At 68.6% G+C, this 17,447-nt stretch carries 20 protein-coding genes; 6 read left to right on the forward strand and 14 right to left on the reverse strand.

From position 1 onward, the window contains the following. Positions 1 to 63 precede the first annotated feature (63 nt). The 6 genes from ACIA12_RS17350 to ACIA12_RS17375 all read right to left on the reverse strand — a co-directional run bounded on the left by ACIA12_RS17350 (position 64) and on the right by ACIA12_RS17375 (position 3,825). Positions 64 to 276, reverse strand: a complete 213-nt coding sequence (locus tag ACIA12_RS17350) for a ferredoxin (protein WP_396367986.1) — start codon at positions 274 to 276, stop codon at positions 64 to 66. Continuing rightward, a complete protein-coding gene (locus ACIA12_RS17355; protein WP_396367987.1) occupies positions 273 to 1,484 on the reverse strand; it encodes an NADH-ubiquinone oxidoreductase-F iron-sulfur binding region domain-containing protein in 1,212 nt (403 codons plus the stop codon). Before ACIA12_RS17355 ends, ACIA12_RS17350 begins: the two co-directional genes overlap by 4 nt. After that, complete coding sequence (locus ACIA12_RS17360; protein WP_396367988.1) at positions 1,481 to 2,032, reverse strand: hypothetical protein; 552 nt, start codon at positions 2,030 to 2,032, stop codon at positions 1,481 to 1,483. Before ACIA12_RS17360 ends, ACIA12_RS17355 begins: the two co-directional genes overlap by 4 nt. Next, positions 2,032 to 2,940 (reverse strand): FAD:protein FMN transferase, encoded by a 909-nt coding sequence (locus tag ACIA12_RS17365; RefSeq protein WP_396367989.1) that lies wholly within the window; start codon positions 2,938 to 2,940, stop codon positions 2,032 to 2,034. Before ACIA12_RS17365 ends, ACIA12_RS17360 begins: the two co-directional genes overlap by 1 nt. Next, positions 2,937 to 3,233, reverse strand: a complete 297-nt coding sequence (locus tag ACIA12_RS17370) for a hypothetical protein (protein WP_396367990.1) — start codon at positions 3,231 to 3,233, stop codon at positions 2,937 to 2,939. Before ACIA12_RS17370 ends, ACIA12_RS17365 begins: the two co-directional genes overlap by 4 nt. Positions 3,234 to 3,324: 91 nt before the next feature. Further along, positions 3,325 to 3,825, reverse strand: a complete 501-nt coding sequence (locus ACIA12_RS17375) for a MarR family winged helix-turn-helix transcriptional regulator (RefSeq protein ID WP_396367991.1) — start codon at positions 3,823 to 3,825, stop codon at positions 3,325 to 3,327. Positions 3,826 to 3,914: 89 nt separating this feature from the next. On the opposite strand from ACIA12_RS17375, the gene ACIA12_RS17380 reads away from it, so the two are divergent. After that, positions 3,915 to 4,895, forward strand: a complete 981-nt coding sequence (locus ACIA12_RS17380) for an NmrA/HSCARG family protein (RefSeq protein WP_396367992.1) — start codon at positions 3,915 to 3,917, stop codon at positions 4,893 to 4,895. 167 nt (positions 4,896 to 5,062) lie between these two features. Here ACIA12_RS17380 and ACIA12_RS17385 read toward each other — a convergent pair whose 3' ends face one another. Next, on the reverse strand, positions 5,063 to 5,533 hold the full coding sequence (locus ACIA12_RS17385) for a winged helix-turn-helix transcriptional regulator (protein ID WP_396367993.1): 471 nt from the start codon (positions 5,531 to 5,533) through the stop codon (positions 5,063 to 5,065). A 104-nt stretch (positions 5,534 to 5,637) separates the two neighbouring features. Between ACIA12_RS17385 and ACIA12_RS17390 the strand changes: the two genes are divergently transcribed. Then, positions 5,638 to 6,837: an MFS transporter gene (locus ACIA12_RS17390; RefSeq protein WP_396367994.1), complete on the forward strand. Its 1,200-nt coding sequence runs from the start codon at positions 5,638 to 5,640 to the stop codon at positions 6,835 to 6,837. Here ACIA12_RS17390 and ACIA12_RS17395 read toward each other — a convergent pair. Continuing rightward, the gene (locus ACIA12_RS17395) at positions 6,830 to 7,180 is read right to left on the reverse strand and encodes a hypothetical protein (RefSeq protein WP_396367995.1); all 351 of its coding nucleotides are present in this window, start codon (positions 7,178 to 7,180) and stop codon (positions 6,830 to 6,832) included. The two genes, ACIA12_RS17390 and ACIA12_RS17395, sit on opposite strands and share 8 nt — an antisense overlap. Before the next feature lie 144 nt (positions 7,181 to 7,324). On the opposite strand from ACIA12_RS17395, the gene ACIA12_RS17400 reads away from it, so the two are divergent. Both ACIA12_RS17400 and ACIA12_RS17405 read left to right on the forward strand, forming a co-directional pair. Further along, positions 7,325 to 10,291 (forward strand): BREX system ATP-binding domain-containing protein, encoded by a 2,967-nt coding sequence (locus ACIA12_RS17400; protein WP_396367996.1) that lies wholly within the window; start codon positions 7,325 to 7,327, stop codon positions 10,289 to 10,291. A gap of 277 nt (positions 10,292 to 10,568) precedes the next feature. After that, entirely contained in the window at positions 10,569 to 12,446 is a 1,878-nt protein-coding gene (locus ACIA12_RS17405; protein WP_396367997.1) for an amino acid transporter, read from the forward strand. 21 nt (positions 12,447 to 12,467) lie between these two features. Here ACIA12_RS17405 and ACIA12_RS17410 read toward each other — a convergent pair whose 3' ends face one another. The 4 genes from ACIA12_RS17410 to ACIA12_RS17425 are packed head-to-tail and all read right to left on the reverse strand — an operon-like array spanning position 12,468 to position 13,887. Then, positions 12,468 to 12,608 carry a hypothetical protein gene (locus ACIA12_RS17410; RefSeq protein WP_396367998.1) on the reverse strand — a complete coding sequence of 47 codons (141 nt, stop codon included), beginning with the start codon at positions 12,606 to 12,608 and terminating at the stop codon, positions 12,468 to 12,470. Beyond that, entirely contained in the window at positions 12,578 to 12,856 is a 279-nt protein-coding gene (locus tag ACIA12_RS17415; RefSeq protein ID WP_396368306.1) for a hypothetical protein, read from the reverse strand. The genes ACIA12_RS17410 and ACIA12_RS17415 overlap by 31 nt, the downstream gene beginning before the upstream one ends. Next, positions 12,790 to 13,098: an alcohol dehydrogenase catalytic domain-containing protein gene (locus tag ACIA12_RS17420; protein WP_396367999.1), complete on the reverse strand. Its 309-nt coding sequence runs from the start codon at positions 13,096 to 13,098 to the stop codon at positions 12,790 to 12,792. The genes ACIA12_RS17415 and ACIA12_RS17420 overlap by 67 nt, the downstream gene beginning before the upstream one ends. A 21-nt stretch (positions 13,099 to 13,119) precedes the next feature. After that, positions 13,120 to 13,887, reverse strand: coding sequence for an SDR family NAD(P)-dependent oxidoreductase (locus tag ACIA12_RS17425; RefSeq protein ID WP_396368000.1), 768 nt, complete (start codon positions 13,885 to 13,887; stop codon positions 13,120 to 13,122). Positions 13,888 to 13,988: 101 nt separating this feature from the next. On the opposite strand from ACIA12_RS17425, the gene ACIA12_RS17430 reads away from it, so the two are divergent. Together ACIA12_RS17430 and ACIA12_RS17435 are read left to right on the forward strand one after the other, a co-directional pair. Beyond that, the gene (locus ACIA12_RS17430; RefSeq protein WP_396368001.1) at positions 13,989 to 14,579 is read left to right on the forward strand and encodes a TetR family transcriptional regulator; all 591 of its coding nucleotides are present in this window, start codon (positions 13,989 to 13,991) and stop codon (positions 14,577 to 14,579) included. Positions 14,580 to 14,699: 120 nt separating this feature from the next. After that, the gene (locus tag ACIA12_RS17435) at positions 14,700 to 15,389 is read left to right on the forward strand and encodes an HNH endonuclease family protein (protein WP_396368002.1); all 690 of its coding nucleotides are present in this window, start codon (positions 14,700 to 14,702) and stop codon (positions 15,387 to 15,389) included. Positions 15,390 to 15,404: 15 nt separating this feature from the next. Here ACIA12_RS17435 and ACIA12_RS17440 read toward each other — a convergent pair whose 3' ends face one another. After that, positions 15,405 to 16,742: an ATP-binding protein gene (locus tag ACIA12_RS17440; RefSeq protein WP_396368003.1), complete on the reverse strand. Its 1,338-nt coding sequence runs from the start codon at positions 16,740 to 16,742 to the stop codon at positions 15,405 to 15,407. Positions 16,743 to 16,744: 2 nt separating this feature from the next. Continuing rightward, positions 16,745 to 17,434, reverse strand: coding sequence for a response regulator transcription factor (locus tag ACIA12_RS17445; protein WP_396368004.1), 690 nt, complete (start codon positions 17,432 to 17,434; stop codon positions 16,745 to 16,747). Between the last annotated feature and the right edge of the window lie 13 nt (positions 17,435 to 17,447).

Below are 17,447 nucleotides of genomic sequence, written 5' to 3' on the forward strand. Positions count from 1 at the left end.
CTCCCTCAGAGATTAGTCCACTTCTGTCACTGGTGTGGTGTCGGGACGGTCCTTTCCGATGCCTTACGAATCACCTTTAACAGACCTCGTCAGCCGCAGCGCAAGAGCCGGGCAGGCCAGTACTGCGCGGCGCGCGTTCGCCCGTTCACCAGGGGTGATCTCACGGTTCCGGATGACCGGGAAACCCCATTCGTCGAGCCAGACCTCGTCGGGCAGGAGGGTCCCGCAGAGGCCGTGGCCGTCGCAGCGGGTCCAGTCGAGCTCCAGCTTGTTCACCAGGTACCTCCGGGTACTGGCAGCACACCCCGGACCGCGCGGCCGCAGCCGCCGGCCAGGTGCTGCCGGATGTCGTCGTCGAAGGCCTCGAGTGCCGAGGCGAGGAAGCGAGCCGATCCGTCCGGGTGCGCACAGGCACCACGACCCGGTACCAGCCCCAGGTGCCGTTGCGCGTCGTGCCAGCCGGCCGGATCTCCCTTCAGCAACCTGGCGAAGTCGTCGACCAGGGCGGCCAGTCCGAAGACGCAGGGGCCGCATTGGCCCGCGGACTGGCTCGCCAGCCATTGGGCGACCCGATGGACCTCGCCAAGCGGGCAGGTGTCCGTACCGAGCGCTAGGACGATGCCTGCGCCGCCGGTCGTCTCGGGGCGGCTCAGGCCGGTCGGTAGCCATTTGCCGTGGTACCCGCCGACCAGCACGGGGCCTGGGGAGGCGCCGGCGAAGCGTAGTACTGCCTCTAGTGGGGTGCCGGTCGGAGTCTCGACGACTCCTGGTCGTTCTACTGCGCCGTCGATCGTCAGGAGCTGAGTCCCCGGCTCGCTGATCAGCCCGGTGCTGCTGAACTCGTGGGCACCGAGCCGAGCCAGTACTGCGAGCTGAGCGAAGGTCTCGACATTGGACAGGAAGGTCGGACGCCGGTTGTAGCCCTTCCTGGTCGGCAGCACCTTCCGGCCAGGCGGAACCGGTGCGCCGCCCTCCAACACGCTCAACACGGCTCGTGCCTCGCCCGCGACGAAGCGGCCGGGTGTATCAGCGACCTGCACCTCTACGCCGTCCTGCCGTTCTAGGAGCGCAGCCCTCACCGAGGCGGCCGCGGAGGGGTCGTGCACGGCTACTAGAACCAGTGGCGCCTTCAATGCGCGTGCCAGACCGGTAGCGCCGTCCAGTACCAGGTGCGGTGCCATGGTGAGGAGTAGACGGTCCTTGCGGCTGACCGGCTCGCTCTCGGAGCCGTTGATCACTACTGCCTCGATCCCCCTGGACGGGAGGTCCGCAAGCTTGAGTGCGACCGGGAAGGCCGCTCCCCCTCGACCCCTGAGACCTACAGCCGTCGCTAGCTCGGCGTAGGCCTCTCTGCTGAGCTCCGGGAGTGGGCCGTGCACCTGGAGGTGCCGTGGGAGGTCTGCACGACCGGTGGCCAGCCCGGCAAGCAGGCGGGGCTGCCCGATGGCGCGCAGGGGCGTAGGGGTCTCTTGCAGGATCGTCATGAGGTCCTCACCAGCCGAGCGGTCGTTGTCCTGCTCCGGAGGCGTACGGCGACGGATGCGCCGACGACCGCCAAGCAGGTGAGAGTGATCGCGAGCATCCACGGCGTACCGCGGTCAGTGCCGGCCAGCAGGCTGTGGCCGACTGCCAGGAGCCAGCCGATGGAGGCGGCGATGTGGATCGAGCGCCAGCGCCTGGTGAAGGCCTCGGAGCGCGCAAGCCTGCCCCGGGCGGCACCGACGAGTGCTGCGAGGATCAGGGCGTAGAACGCAAGCACTCCGACCACCATCGCGAACGGCCGGTATCCGGAGCCGAAGGGCCAGACGAGGACCGACACAGTGATGTCCACGAAGCTGTCGGCGATCACTGCCACGACATGTGCGAGCAGGAGCAGCAGGCCGGTCACAGCGGCTGACCTGTGGACGTACTGCAGCCAGAACCGCCGCTCCGGCATTTTGCTCCCCGAGCCCAGTGCGCCGAGCGATGCGGCCAGGGTGAAGAAGATCAGGGCCATCACGCCGGCCGCGCGGGCCAGGTACCACAACGTCATCAGGCGGCCCTGCTCGCGGAGGGCCAGCCCGACAGCTCGGTGACCTCGCCATCGCCGGCTATGAGTCGCGCCGGATGTCCGGCGAGAGTCAGTCGCCCTAGTGCTGCCTCACCGGTCGCGATGAGGGCAGTGCTGAAGGTGTTGGCTCGTACGGCGGTCGGCGCCCAGACCGATGCTGTGCGCCAGCGGCCGTCGGCGGGCTGGCCGGTGCGAGGGTCGATGACGTGGTGGGCATGGCCAGTTGAGGTCAGCCAGCTCCTCGCAGTACGGGTGGAGGTGGTCAGGCCGCCGTGGGCGAGGGTTACGGCGACGCCTTCTTCGCCTTCGCGTTCCGCTACTCGGATTACCCAGGGCTCAGCTGGCGTACCGGCTGCACGGAGGTCTCCGCCGATCTCGACCAGTACTGCGCAGCCGTGCCGCTTGCTGAGGACCAGGGCCGCCCGGTCTGCAGTCCAGGCCTTGGCTGTGGCACCCAGATCGAGGGAGGTGCCCTCGGGAACACCGACCATGGCGATCTTGCGGTTCAACCGGACCTGCTGCCAGCCAGGGGCGGGGGTCGTGGGTCGGGTGGCCTTGGGGAGGCGAGTGCGGACGATCTCGATGTCACTGTCGTAGCCGGCGGCGACTACGGCGGCTCCTACGGTCGGGTCGACGGCACCGCCGCTGTTGGAGGCCGCGACGAGGCTTACGTCGACCAGGTCGACCAGTAGGCGGGAGACCGGGACCATGGAGCCGGCGCGGGTGTTGACCGCGGACAGCTCGGAGTCCGGTCTGAAACGGCTGGCTGCTTTGTCCACGCGATCCATCAGCGCTTTGAGAGCGCCGGTAGCCGCACCGAGTACTACGGGGTCGTCAACAGTCAGGCGGACGGTGCAGCTCCACGCCTGCCAGGTACGCGAGGCGGTCATGAGCCGTTGCTCCCGCCTTGGGTGGGAGCGTCCTGCTGAGCAGACCCGAGCCCAGTGCCGCTGCTGTCTGAGCTGCTTCCGCTACCCGAGCCGTTGTCGGAAGTACTGCCGCTGTCGTCGGAGCTGGTGGCCTGGGCGCCGCCGCCCGAGTCGTCGGGCTGGCGCGCGCTGACGATGCCCACCGCCAGCCCCGTCCCGGTGATCCCGAGGACGACGGTGGCGATGGCAGCCGCTGCGGACCTGCGCAGCCAACGGGTGCGGTCTGAGTGAGGATCGATCGCTGTGGTGACCATGTCACGAGCTTCGCGCCGGGGGCCTCAGGCGCACGCCAAGAGAACCTCAAGCCGGGGTCAAGTTCTGCTGAGACCTCCCTGAGAGCGCCTCTCAGCCGCAGCCCCGTACCTCTGGCGGGCAGTCGGTCCGCTGGTGCTTGTCGACCGCGTCGACAACCTCGGCGGCGGCCTCGCCCAACGCGACCACCCGCTCCTTGCCCAGTACGTCGATGAAGAACTCGCGGACCCGGCCGGCATGTACCGGCGCGCAGGCCTTGATCGCGGCCAGGCCCTCGTCGGTCAGCACGATCTCCGGGTAGCGAGCCTCGCAGGCCTCCTTCCGGATCAGCCCCCGCTTCTCCATCCGGGTCAGGTGGTGCGACATCCGGCTCTTCTCCCACTGGGTCGCCTCACCCAGCTCGTAGGCCCGCATCCGGCCGGTCTCGGACTCGGACAGGTTGACCAGGATCTCGAAGTCGGACTCGGACAGGCCGAACTCCCGCTGCAGGTGCCGGGCCAGGTGCGTCTCCAGCGTCTTGCGCATCAGCAGATAGCTGCGCCAGGCCTTCTGCTCGTCGTCGTCGAGCCACGGTTCGTTCGCCACGAGCACCATCCTACCCGACGGGGTTGACACATCAACCAAGCGCGCTATGCTCGCTTTAGGTTGACACATCAACCCAACATCTTCGAGGGAGAATTTCGATGACAGACAAGAAGCTCATCGCCGTGGTCGGGGCTACCGGTTCGCAGGGCGGCGGGCTGGTCCAGGCGATACTGGCCGACCCCGAGCAGCGGTTCGCAGTACGGGCGCTGACCCGGAACGCTCAGTCGGACAAGTCGAAGGCCCTGGCCGCGGCCGGCGCCGAGGTGGTCGAGGCCGACCTCGACGACGAGGCGAGCCTGCGGAAGGCGTTCGACGGCGCGCACGGCGCCTATGTGGTGACGAACTACTGGGTCGAGCGCACGCCTGAGGAAGAGGCCGCCCGGACCCGCGCGGAGATGGAACTCGAGCAGGCCGACAACGCCGCCCGGGCGTTGAAGGACGCCGGCGTCGCACACGTCATCTGGTCGACGCTTGAGGACACCCGCGGCCACTTCGGCGACACCGACCGGGTGCCGAGCCTCGACGATGGCCGGTACAAGGTCCCGCACTTCGATGCGAAGGGCGAGGCCAACGAGCTGTTCACCAAGTACGGCGTACCGACGACGTTCCTGCAGACCACCTTCTACTTCGAGGCGATCCTGCAGGGCATGGGCCCGATCCGCGGCGAGGACGGCAAGCTCATCCTCACCCTCCCGATGGCCGACCAGCCGCTGTCCGGCATCGCCGGCGTCGACATCGGCAAGACCGCCCTCGGCATCTTCAAGCGCGGCGACGAGTTCATCGGCAAGACCGTCAGCATCGCCGGCGACCACCTGACCGGCAACCAGTACGCCGCCGCCCTCAGCAAGGCCCTCGGCGAAGAGGTCACCTACCAGCCCCACACCTGGGACGACTTCCGCCAGTTCAACTTCCCGATGGCAGTCGAGTTCGCCAACATGTTCCAGTACTACGCCGAAGACTCAGCCCGCTTCACCGGCGACCGCGACCTCAACCTGGTCCGCGAACTCAACCCCGACCTCCAAACCTTCGAAACCTGGCTCAGCCTCCACACCGACGAGGTCAAATCGACCGTGAGCTAACCCTTCCATCCTGGACGGGGCGACGACACCGTGCCGCTGGTCGGAGCACCGAGTCAGCTGCCCGAACCTCGCTTTAGCACCAAGGGGCGGGCCAGGGCTTCGACCAGGCAGGCCTGGGTCGGCGGCGGGTGCTGCAGGCCGCCGGCCAAGAGTCAGGCGGTGCGGCGTCAGCGGTCGGCGAGTTCGCGGTCGGGGGTGCGACGGCCGACCAACCGCTCTGCGTCCACCTGGTCGCCGTCGCCGGTCACGAACGCCAAGCGGACCGGCACCCCGGAGTCCTCGGCAACAAACGCCGGCGAAGTCCCGTCCGGACGCGGCCGGCAGGTCCTGCCCCAATCGCTGAGCGCGGCGATCACCAGGTTGAGACTGCGGCCGCTCTCGGTCAGAACGTACTCGTCCCGCGCCCGGGCGCCCTCTTCCCGATACGTACGGCGGGTCAGCAACCCCTCGTCGATCAGGAACGTGAGCCGCTGGGTCAGCAGATTCGGGGCGATGCCGAGCGCCTCACGGAACTCCTGGAACCGGGTCGACCCCGCGATCAGCGCCTCGCGCAGGATCAGCAGTGTCCAGCGGTCGCCGAGCACTTCCAGGCTGCGCGCGATCGAGCAGGTCGAGTCCCTGCCCAGCGACTTCGGCATCCGGTCCACCTTCCGAGCTGAGTTATGGAACTATACCCAGGAGATGCTAGGTTCAGAAAATCAACTCAGCTAGGCGGCGGTCTGCCGCAGCACTTGGAGGACCCGTGCGATCGCTCAGTGAGCGCGCCAGTTTCTGGACAGCGGGCGCGGTCGTCGCGCTCGCGCTGTGGACCAGCGCGTGCCCGACGATGATCTACCCGCTCTATCAGGCCGACTGGGGCATCACGTCGACCACCGTGGCCTGGATCTTCGCCGCCTACCCGATCGCGCTGATCCCTGTCCTGGTCATCTTCGGGAACCTGTCCGACCACATCGGCCGGCGGGCGGCGATACTGCTCGGCCTGGCCGCCGAACTCGCCGGCGTAGTGCTGTTCATCCTGGCCAGGGACGTCACCCTGTTGCTGGTCGGCCGCGCCTTCATGGGCCTCGGCGTCGGCCTGTCACTCAGCCCGGCGAGCGTGGCCATGGTCGAGTTCAGCGCAGCCGGCGCCGACAAGCGCGCCGGCGCGATCGGTACCGCCGTCTCCGCCCTGGGCATCGCGCTGGCGATGCTGGTCGGCGGCGGGTTGTCGCAGTACGCGCCGTACCCGCTCCGGCTGACCTTCGTCGTGCTGGCGCTGACGATCCTTGCCGTCGCCTTCTTCGCCCTCGGGCTGCCGCGGCACACACCCAACGAGACGCGATCGCGCTGGCGGATCCGCGCGATCGTCATCCCGCGCGGCAACCGCTGGATCTTCGCGGCCGGCTCGATCGCGTTCGCCTCGTCGTTCATGCTCGGATCGCTGGTCCTTCCGCTCGGCGCCAGGATCGCCCATCAACTCGCGCGTTCGGACAACGCCCTGCTCACCGGCGCACTGCTGTCGGTCTTCGCTGTCTCGATCTCGGCCACCGCCCTGCTGGCCAAGAGGCTGAACCTGTGGACCGCCGTGATCGTCGGCGCCGTCTTCTCGGCCGGCGCGGTGTGGCTGTTCGTCGTCACCGGTACGACGCACGCGATCGTGGTCTTCTTCCTCGCCTCGGCCTGTGCCGGAATCGGATACTCCTTCAACTTCGCCGGCGGGCTGACCATCCTGAACCGGTACGCCGCGCCACACCACCGCGCGAGCATGGTCTCCGGCGGCTATCTGGTCGGCTACATCTCCCAGGGCATCGGCGCCCCGGCGCTGGGTGCGATCGTCACCGCCGGCGGATTGATGTCCGCGCTGGTCGACGGCGCGATCGCATTCAGCGTGGTCTTCGCCATCTCACTGATCGGCGCCTCGATCGTCCGCAGGTCGCTGCGCGAGGCAGCGACGGTCAGCTGAGCTTGGTCAGCGAGTTGTACCTGGGCAGGTCGAAGACGATCCGGGCCGGTGCTGCCGGGTCGTACTTGATCGGTACCCGCTGTCCGGCGTGCGGGGCGCCGCCTGGCAGCGGGTACCGCACGTCGTTGCGGATCAGCGAGGTTCCTACCGGGAACCGGACCAGCAGGAACGTGCGGTCCCCCGACCGCAGCACCGAGATCACCTCGGCATCCGCCCGGCGCCAGTTCGTGGACTCGACCTCGGGGTCGAGCTCGTCATCACGGCCTGCCAGCAGGCCGGCCAGCACCAGGATGCCCACTCCACAAGCCATCCCGACGATCAGTACCAGTTCCGCAGTCAACATCACCGTCGCCCCCCTCTTGTCGTTGCCTGGTTCCAGGCTGGGCCCGCGGGGCCTGGACCCACATCCGCCGAATCTCCTCAGAAATGCGGAAAAGACCCTCAGATCTCGGCTCGACAGCGCAGACTTGGGCGTGGGGGTGAGAAGTTGGCCGGACAACCGACGTTCCTTGCGGGGCGGGCGGACGAGCAGCGGATCCTCGAAACGGCGATTCAGCGGTCCGCTGAGGGACGGCCGTCCGCGGTCTTCGTGCGCGGTGAGGCCGGGGTGGGCAAGACCCGGCTGGTGAGGCGTGCCTGTGAGGACGCCGCCCGTCGGGGTGCCGTGGTGTTGTGGGCGCAGTGCCTCCACTTCGGCTCCGTCGATTCGCCGTACCTCCCGCTGGTACGAGCTCTGGACGGCTGGGTGACGGCTGCCGATCCGGCAGAGGTCGCCGACGTGCTCGAATCCGTCGACGGCGCGGCGGAGCTGTTGCCTTCCCTCGGCGGATCGTCCAACGGCCATCAACGGCTCCTGCCCGTGATCGAAGCGCTGGTACTGGCGATCGCGGCTCGTCATCCGGCTCTCCTGGTCGTGGACGACGTCCAGTGGGCCGACCTTGCCTCCCGTGACGCCCTCGCCTACCTCATCGCCGGTTTCCGCAACCAGCGCCTCGCGGTGCTGACGACCCATCGCGACGAGGAACTCGGCGCCGGTCATCCGATGCACAACTGGCTGGCCGAACTGAGACGGCTGCCGGGCGTGGCAGAGATGCGCCTGGCGAGACTGAGCAGGGACGAGACCGAAGAACAGATCGCCATGATCATCGGCGGCCGGCCCCAACCTCGCCTGGTCGCGGAGGTGGTACGCCGGTCCGACGGGAACCCCTACCTCAGCGAGCTGCTCATCAGGGGGCTGACGACCGACGACGAACTGCTCCCACCTGGACTCCCGGTCGAACTGGCGGATGCTCTTCTTGCTGCCTGGCATCGACTTTCGGCCCCCGCCCGGCAGACGACGAGTCTGCTGGCGGTTGGTGGACGACCGGCAGCGTTCAGCGATCTGATGGCGGTGGCGGCGACTCTGGGGTTGCCGGACGTCCACGCGGCTGTCGCCGAAGCAACGAATCAAGGGATCCTCATCGCGCAAGGACCTGACGCGTGCTGGTTCCGGCATCCGCTTCTCGCCGACGTCCTCAGTACCACCCTCGCCCCGGGTGCCGCCGCGCCGATCCATGCGGCGTGGGCCGCGGCACTCGAAGGCGGCTCCAGCGTCGGCATCGACGAAGTACGCAGGCAGGGTGATCTTGCCCTGCACCATGAGGCGGCGAACAATCCAGCGGCCGCTCTCGGTGCCTCGATGCGGGCCGCCGAGCTGGCCCAGAAGATCCGGGCGCCACAGGAGGCGGCCGGCCATCTGCGCCGAGCCGCCAGACTGTGGCCGGCCGTGCATCACGGCAAGACCGCCGACGTCGCCGGCGAGGTACGACTCATGGAAGACCTGGCGCGGACAAGTCATCTGGTCGGCGACGTCGAGACGAGTATCGATGCATTGAGCCGCGCGCTCGACCTCGTCGATCCGGAAGAGGACCCGCTGCACGCGTGCCGGTTGCTGCTCGATTGGTCCGACGCCGCCTACCAGCTGGACAGAGTCGAAGGCCAACCACTCGCCGAGGCCAGGCGAGCGGTGCGGCTGAGCGAGCCGTTCCCCGATCGGGCCGAGTACGCCAACGCCCTGTCCAATCTCAGCTCCTGCGAGGTATGGAGCGGTGACCACCAGGCATCGCGACGGCACGCGGAGGCGGCGATCGAGGCAGCTCAGCATTCCGGTGACGGCACGGCCCTCAGCGTCGCCTACGGAGTGCTGTCGCTGACCACCAGGCGATCGGACCTGAAGCGCTCGGACGACTGCCTCGAGCTCGCCGCGCAATACGCCCAGGCATCCGGCGACCCGGAGGTGATCGCGTGGTCGGCGATCATGAAGCACCACCAACTCCGCTACCACGGCGACATCACGAAGGCCGCCCAGGTGGCGGAGGAGGGATTCCAGCGCGCGCTCGAGGCAGACGCGATCCAGGGCGCGGTCCGGCTGGCCAACATGGCCTCGCGTCAACTGATGGCGCTGGGGCGGTTGTCGGACAGCAGCAGCGTCATCCGCGAAGGTCTCGCCCTCCCCGGCAGTGGCAGTGCGAGCGCGGGGACCAGGCTGGACGCAGCACTGCTGGCGACCCGTCGCGGCGAACTGGAGACCGCCGAGATGCACCTCCAACGGGCGGCGGACCTGATTCCCACCCTCGAAACCCGAGCCGGGATGGGGGCCCCGCCGATCCTGGCCGAGTACCTGCTCGCGAGGCAGCAGCCCGAGCCCGCCCTCGACCTGCTCGAGCGGACGATGACTCTGCAGGTCACCGATCAGCGGGTCGGTGACGAGATGCTCATGTGGAGCGCGCGAGCCGCGGCAGACCTGGCCCAGGGCGCACGCGATCACCACGACCGGGAAGGTGTCAGAAAGGCCAGGACCACCCTCGACCGGCTCATCGCCCTCCACGACAGCCTTCCCCATCCCGCTTTCGATGTACTCGACTCCGAGGACCTGGTGCAGCCGGCGATTGAGGCGCTCTATCAGGCGGAAACCGGGCGCTGCGTCGGCGAGCGGCCCAGCTCGACACCGTGGGAGAAGGCATCCCGGCTGTGCGAAGCCGCCGGTCTGCGGTGGGAGCAGATGATCGCTTCCTGGCGGTGGGTCCAGGCCCTGCTCAATGAGGGCGCCCGGCCGTCAACCGTCGCCGCCACACTGCGGACGGTGTACCGATTCGCAGTACTGGAAGAAGCCGTCCCGCTGCGGCGCCAGGCACTCGCGCTGGCTGCGATCGGCAGGATTCCACTCGAGGAACCGCTTGCCCCCAGCAACGATGACGTCGTCCCCGCGCCGTTCACAACCCTGACGAAGCGGGAACGCGAGGTGCTGACCCACCTCGTCGCCGGCCGAACCTACGCGGAGATCGCCGGCGCGCTGTTCATCAGCGAGAAGACAGTCAGCGTCCACGTCTCGAATCTGCTGCGAAAAACCGGAACAGCATCCCGCAGAGAGGTCACCGCCCTCGCAATGAGACTCGGCGAGCCCACAGACCGATAACACCAATGCGCTACTGCTTACGCGTGCGGAATCTGGAGCGGAAGTTCGAGTCGTATCCTCCCCGACCCCGGCGCGAGGGTCGGATGATAGTGGGCGGGCGGCCGGTAGAGGAGAGTTCTCACACGTCTCTAACACCGATTACGACTTGGCCCGACGGGTCGTGCATTCTTGCTCGCGTGATCTCTCCGGACGAGTACGTCGTGCCTGCCACCGTCAAGGGCCCGCGGGAGCAGTCGGCTGCGGCCGCGGGCTCACCGGGTGGCTTCTCCAGCATCGCGTGCAGCCGATCGGTCCAGAGGCAGGCGAGGACCACTCGACCCCTCAGGCCTGGTGGAAGGTCATGTGCCTGACCGGCGTCGACTACTTCTCTACGCTCTCGTACCTGCCCGGCATCGCGGCCCTCGCCGCCGGCGCGCTGTCGCCGCTGGCCACCCTGCTCATCGTCGCGCTCACCCTGCTGGGCATGCTGCCGATGTACCGGCGGGTCGCCAAAGAGAGTCCGCACGGGCAGGGCTCGATCGCGATGCTGGAGAACCTGCTGCCGTTCTGGCGGGGCAAGCTGTTCGTCCTGGTACTGCTCGGCTTCGTGGCGACCTCGTGGATCATCACCATCACGCTGTCCTCGGCCGACGCCACCGTGCACCTGATCGAGAATCCGTACACCCCCGGCTTCCTGCACGGGCAGGAAGTCCTGGTCACGGTGGTACTGCTGCTCATCCTGGGCGGCGTGTTCCTGATGGGCTTCAGCGAGGCCGTCGGAGTCGCAATCCCGCTGGTCGGGATCTTCCTGGTCCTCAACGCGGCCATTGTCGTCGTCGGCCTGTACGACGTCGCAACCGCACCTGCCGCCTTCGACACCTGGGTCGACGCGCTCACCGATGGCCGCCAGGGCATCGGTGGAGTCATCGGACCGGCCGTCGTCGCGTTCCCGCTGCTGGTACTAGGGCTGTCCGGTTTCGAGACAGGTGTCAGCATGATGCCGCTGGTCGCAGCCGACGGCCAGGACGCCAAGGAGCGGCTGGCCGACCGGATCCGCAACACCAAGAAGCTGCTGACCGCGGCCGCGCTGATCATGAGCGTCTACCTGCTGGCCACCAGCTTCATCACCACCGTGCTGATTCCCGCCAAGGAGTTCGAGCCCGGTGGCGCCGCAAGCGGCCGGGCGCTCGCCTACCTCGCCCACGAGAAGCTCGGCGAGGTGTTCGGTACCGTCTACGACCTCAGCAGCGTCCTGATCCTGTGGTTCGCCGGTGCGTCGGCGATGGCCGGCCTGATCAACATCGTGCCGCGCTACCTCCCGTCGTACGGGATGGCGCCCGAGTGGGGCCGCGCCGTGCGACCCGTCGTCCTGGTCTACACAGCGATCAGCATCGCGATCACGATCGCGTTCGGCGCTGACGTCGACGCCCAGGCCGGCGCCTACGCCACCGGAATCCTGGTGATGATGGTCTCCGGGGCCGTTGCCGTCACCATCTCGGCAGCGCGACGCCGGCAGCGGCGAGCAGCGATCGCCTTCACCGTGCTGACCCTCGTACTCCTCTACGCACTGGTCGAGAACATCATCGAGAAGCCCGACGGCATCGCGATCTCCGGCCTGTTCATCGCCGGCATCATCACCGTCTCGCTGATCTCGCGGGTCTCCCGCACCACCGAGCTGCGCGCCGACCGGATCGAGTTCGACGACCCGGCCCGCGCCTTCCTGACCGAGTCGATCCGCAACGACGGCATCCTCAACATCATCGCCAACCAGCGGCAGGCAGGCGACGAAGCCGAGTACGCCGCCAAGGAGACGGCTGTCCGCGACGCCGACCCCGTCCCCCGCCGTACCGACATCCTGTTCCTCGAGATCGACGTGGTCGACCCGTCGACGTTCAGCGACGTACTGCGGGTCAAGGGGGTCGAGATCGGCGGCTACCGGGTACTCCGGGCCGACAGCCCCGCCGTACCCAACGCCATCGCCGCGATCCTGCTCGCGTTGCGCGACACCACCGACGTGCTGCCGCACTGCCACTTCGAGTGGTCCGAAGGCAACCCACTCAGCCACCTGCTGCGTTACCTCATCCTCGGCCGCGGCGACACCGCACCGGTCGTCCGCGAGATCATCCGCCAGCACGAGTCCGATCCCACCCGCCGACCAGGCATCCACGTGGGCTGAAGGTCAGCTCTGTACGGGATGTCAGAAGGTGGTGAGGTCGAGAACGAGCCGGCCGCGTACTCCGCCCTTGGCCAGTCGCCGGTGCGCCTCGGCTGCTTGGCCGGCCGGTAGTACGTCCGCTACGCGCAGGATCAGCTCACCGTTGGTTGCTTGATCCCGCAATCTGAGCAGGCGAGCGTGATCGGTGGTCCACCCGCGGCGTCGGCCAGAACGCGCAAACCGTCGCTCTTGGCCAACTGCACCGCATACCCGCCGAAGGCCCCGGCCGCTCCGGTCACCGCGACAGTACGACCGGCCGGCAAGGCCAAGAGGTCCAGCGCGACCCGGGCTGTCAGGGCATTCATCAGCAGCGTGGACGCGGCCGCAAAGCCGGCGCCGGACGGGATCGGCACCACCGATGCCGCCGGCACGACGACGAACTCCGCGTAGGCGCCTGCCGGCTGTAGGCCTCGACGATCGCGATCACCGGGTCCCCCGGCCGGAGCAACGTGTCAGTGCCTGGACCGATCGCGTCGACGACACCCGCCGCGTCCATCCCTGGTACATAGGGAGCCGGACGACTGCCCAACCAGGAGTGCGCGATCCCAGAACGCAGCATGGTGTCGGTCGGATTGACCGCCGCCGCGTGAACACGAATACGTACTGCCGCCAATCTGTCGTCGGCCTCGGATGTCTACCAAGGCGCGGTCGTGCCGTCCCAGGAGAAGAAGCCCGCCGTCGGGCCGTCGTCCGGGAGGAGGGCGAGGCGAACCGCGCCTGCTGCTGCTTCTGCCGGGTCGCCGCCATGCTCGGCCGCGCGGGAGTTCAGGTTGGTGGCGCGCAGGCCCGGCGCCAGGGCGTTGACCTTGAAGCCGTGCTCGGCCAGGGTCTGCGCGTAGTACACGGTGAGCGCGTTGAGCGCGGCCTTCGACGAGCGGTACGCCGCGCCGGCCCCGCCGATCCGGTGGTCGAACTGCGGGTTCGGCCCAGTGCTCCAGCCCAGCGAGCCGGTACCGCTGGAGACGTTGACGATGCGCGGACGGGCCGAGCGCCGCAGAGCCGGCAGGAAGGCGTTGGTGACGGTGACCACGCCGAAAACGTTGGTCTCGTAGACCCGGCGGAGTGTGTCAGCTGAAGTCTCCACCGGGGTCTGGCCCAGATCACTGACGCCCGCGTTGTTGACCAGTACATCCAGCGCGGGGACCTGCGACGCGGCTGCCTCGACCGACCGCGGATCGGTCACGTCGAACACCAGAAGCCGAGCGCCCAGGCCGAGTTCGTCAACGGCCGCTCGACCGCGTTCGGCGTCTCGCGCGCCGACGTGGACGACGAAGCCACGGCTCAGCAACTGCCGGGCGATCTCCTTGCCGATGCCGCTGTTGGCACCCGTGACCAGCGCCAGTCCCGCACCGCTGCCCTGGCCGGCCGCCGTATCCGCACGGCGGTGGTGAAGCTCCTCCATCGCGCCTCCTCCGAAACTCCAACGATTGCGTTGGAGATTCCACCGTACCGGCGCCCCGGCCAATCTGCAACGGTTGCGTTGGAGATGTTCTAAGCTGGCTCATGGCCTGGGACACCGAAGGAACGCGCCGCCGGCTGAAGGACGCAGCGACAGCTGAATTCGCCGAGTACGGGCGCGAGGGCACGACGATGACCCGGATCGCCGAACGGGCCGGCATCAACAAGGAGCGGCTCTACAGCTACTACGGCGACAAGAACGCGCTGTGGGAGATCGTGCTCACGGATGAGCTGGACCGGCTCGCCAGCGCGGTCGCCCTGACCGGGGCGGGGCTCGACGACGTAGGCGAGTTCGCGGGCGCGACGTACGACTATCACGCGGCCCACCCCGAGCTGGGACGGCTGCTGCAGTGGGAGGGCCTCACCCGCGGACCGGCCGCGGACGGCGAGCGGCGGTCGGCGCACTACCGTGAGAAGGTCGAGCGATTCGCTCAGGCACAGCGTGACGGCGTACTCGATCCTGAGCTCGATCCCGCCCACCTGGTGTTCGCTCTGATCGCACTCGCGGCCTGGTGGCAGACCGTTCCCCAGTTGGCCGAGCTGATCACCGGCGTCGGCGGGGACGACCTCGACGAACGCGCCCGCCGCCGGGCCTTCGTCGTCGACGCCGCCCGCCGCCTCGCCGCCGCTCGCTGATCCGCCCTCCAGTTGGCGAGTCGTCGAAGCTCTCGTCTGCCTGCGGTGATAGAACTCGCCAGCGGACGACGCTGACCGGTCGTCCTTCCCCCGTCCCGAAGTGAGTGCTGCAACCCGTTGATGACGTCTGCCCGCCCTGCCGTCCTGCTTGTCTGCCTACTCCTCCTCAGCACCGCCTGTACCGCGGTCGAACCAGCACCAGCCGGTACTTCGGGAAGCTCGATCCGCTCCGAACTCGCCCTTCTGAAAGTCGTCGCCACCCGTCCCAAGGTGAAGGGCTATGACCGCGAATGCGGCAAGTCCGGCGCCTGCTCCTTCGGTCAGCCGTGGTCCGACAACCACACCGGCCCGGGTGGCCACGACGGCTGCGACACCCGCAACAACGTCCTCGCCCGGCAACTCACCGATGTCACCTACAAGACCGGCCCGAAGCACTGCGTCGTGATGTCCGGCCAGCTCCTCGATCCCTACACCGGCCGGCTGATCAGCTTCCGCAAAGCAGCCGCCGGCAAGGTGCAGATCGACCACGTCTACCCGCTCGCTCGCGCCTGGGACCTCGGCGCCTCCACCTGGCCCGAGCAGCGCCGGGTGGACTTCGCCAACGACCAGACCGACAACCTGCTTGCCGTCGACGGCGCCACGAACGCCAGCAAGTCCGACCAGGGCCCGGGCGAATGGCTGCCGCTCAACAAGTCGTTCCGCTGCACTTACGTGGCCCGCTACCTACATGTCGCCGCGAAGTACAAGCTGCCCATCACCCGCGACGATCAACTGGCCGCGCAAACCCTCGCACCCACCTGCAAGAGCTGAATCCCAGGGCGATGCCTAGGGTGCGGCGAGCGTGAGGTGGACGGAGGAGCCGCGCGGGAGGTTCGGGTGGATGGTCAGCCGGCCACCGGCGGCCTCGGCGCAACGGCGAGCTATGTCGAGGCCTAGTCCGGTGGAGCCGCGGTCGCTGCGGCCGCGCTCCCCTGCTCCCAGTGGGATCCCCGGACCTTCGTCCGCGACGACGATCAGTACGCCGGTACTGCCGCCGACCGGTTGCCGGGTGAGGATGATGCGCGCAGGGGTGCCGTCGGGCGTGTGGGCGACGACGTTCTCCACCAGGGCGTCGAGTGCCGCGGACAGGTCGTCGGCCGAGGCTCGGACCATGGCGGGCGGCTGCACTAGGTCAAGTACCAGGTCTCGCCCCTGGTCCTCGAACAGTGGCGCCCAGAAGGCGGCTCGGGCGCGAGTCACCTCGACGGCGTCGCAGTGTGGGACCCGACCCTCGCGTTGTGGCCGGCGGGCCGCGCTGATGACGGCGGTCAGGGTCCGCTCGAGGCTGTTGACCTGGGTGTTGAGTTCCTCGGCTCGCTCGCGGTCGGGGAGCGCCTCGACCTGCAGCCGCAGTGCGGTGAGCGGGGTGCGAAGCCGGTGCGAGAGGTCGGCGACGGCTTCGCGTTCGACGGCGATGACCTCGTCGATGCGATCGGCGAGACCGTTGAGGGCGGCCCCTACTTTGGCCACCTCGGCCGGGCCGGTCGTCGGAGCGCGCGCATCAACGTCACCCTTGGCGAGGCGTTCCGCAGTACGGGCTGTTTCCTCCAGCGGGCGGGCCAGGCGGCGGGAGACGAGTTCGGCGCCGAGAACGCTGAGGAGGAGGACCAGCAGGCTGCCGCCGAGCAGGATGAGGAGGCGGGTCCCGAGGCCCTCGTACAGCTCGTCGGTTGTCAGGTAGAGGCAGACCGACGCAGGGCCGGTGGAGCTGTTGACACTGATCTCTGCCGCTTTGCCACCGCCGTGTACGTCGCGGAACGTCGCGTCCGACACCTTCGGCGGGCCGTGCTTGCCGCCGTCGTCGCCGTCCCCGTCCCCGGCGGGTGTCGGCTTCGGAGGGGTGACGCCGTCGGGCGGCGGGTCGCCGAGCGTCGTACCGTCGGGCAGCCGGACCGAGATGCCGCCGACCCCGTCCTTCTTGACGTCGTCGATGTACGCCTGGATGTCGGCCGCGGTGTGGTCCTTGTCGCCGACGTAGTAGGCCACGTTCACGGCCCTGAGCCGAGCGGTCTTGAGCGAATCGTCGGCGGCGGCGTTGCGCAGCAGGAGGGTGAGCGGGACGGCGAAGGCGAGCACGACCAGCGTGGTCATGCCTACCGACAGCAGCAAGATGCGTCGGCGCATCGTCAGCCCGCGTCCGGGGAGGCGAGCTTCACGCCGACGCCGCGGACGCTGTGCACGAAGCGCGGCTCGGCGGCCGTCTCACCGAGTTTGCGGCGCAGCCAGGAGAGGTGGACATCGACAGTACGGTCGCCGCCACCCCACGGCAGGCCCCACACCTCGGCGAGCAACTCGCGCTTCGTGACGACAGTTCCCGCCCGGCGTGACAGGGCGAGCAGGAGATCGAACTCCTTGCGGGTCAGGTCGACGGGCCGGCCGTCGACGGTCACCTCGCGGCTGGCCGGGTCGATGGAGAGCGCGCCGAGGCTGAGCGTCGATTCGCCCTGCTGGTCGGGGCCGCCTCGGCGTAGTACTGCCCGGATCCGCGCGTCGATCTGGGCCGAGCTGAACGGCTTGATCACGTAGTCGTCGGCGCCCGCGTCGAGCAGCCGCACCACACTGGCGTCGTCGTCACGGGCCGTCGCGACGATCACCGGTACGTCGCTGACGGCGCGAACCATCGCGAGCACGTCCCGCCCGTCGAGATCCGGCAGCCCGAGATCCAGCAGCATCACGTCGGGCTTGTCCCGAGCGACCGCCGCGACCCCTTCGGCTCCACTGGCGAGCGCCGTGACGGCATGCCCGGCGGCCGTGAGCGACTTGCCCAGCGACGTCCGGATCGCGTCATCATCCTCAACCAGCAGAACCCTTGCCATGAGATTGAGAGTA

Source organism: Kribbella sp. NPDC051620 (assembly GCF_044453825.1).
Lineage (GTDB): Bacteria > Actinomycetota > Actinomycetes > Propionibacteriales > Kribbellaceae > Kribbella.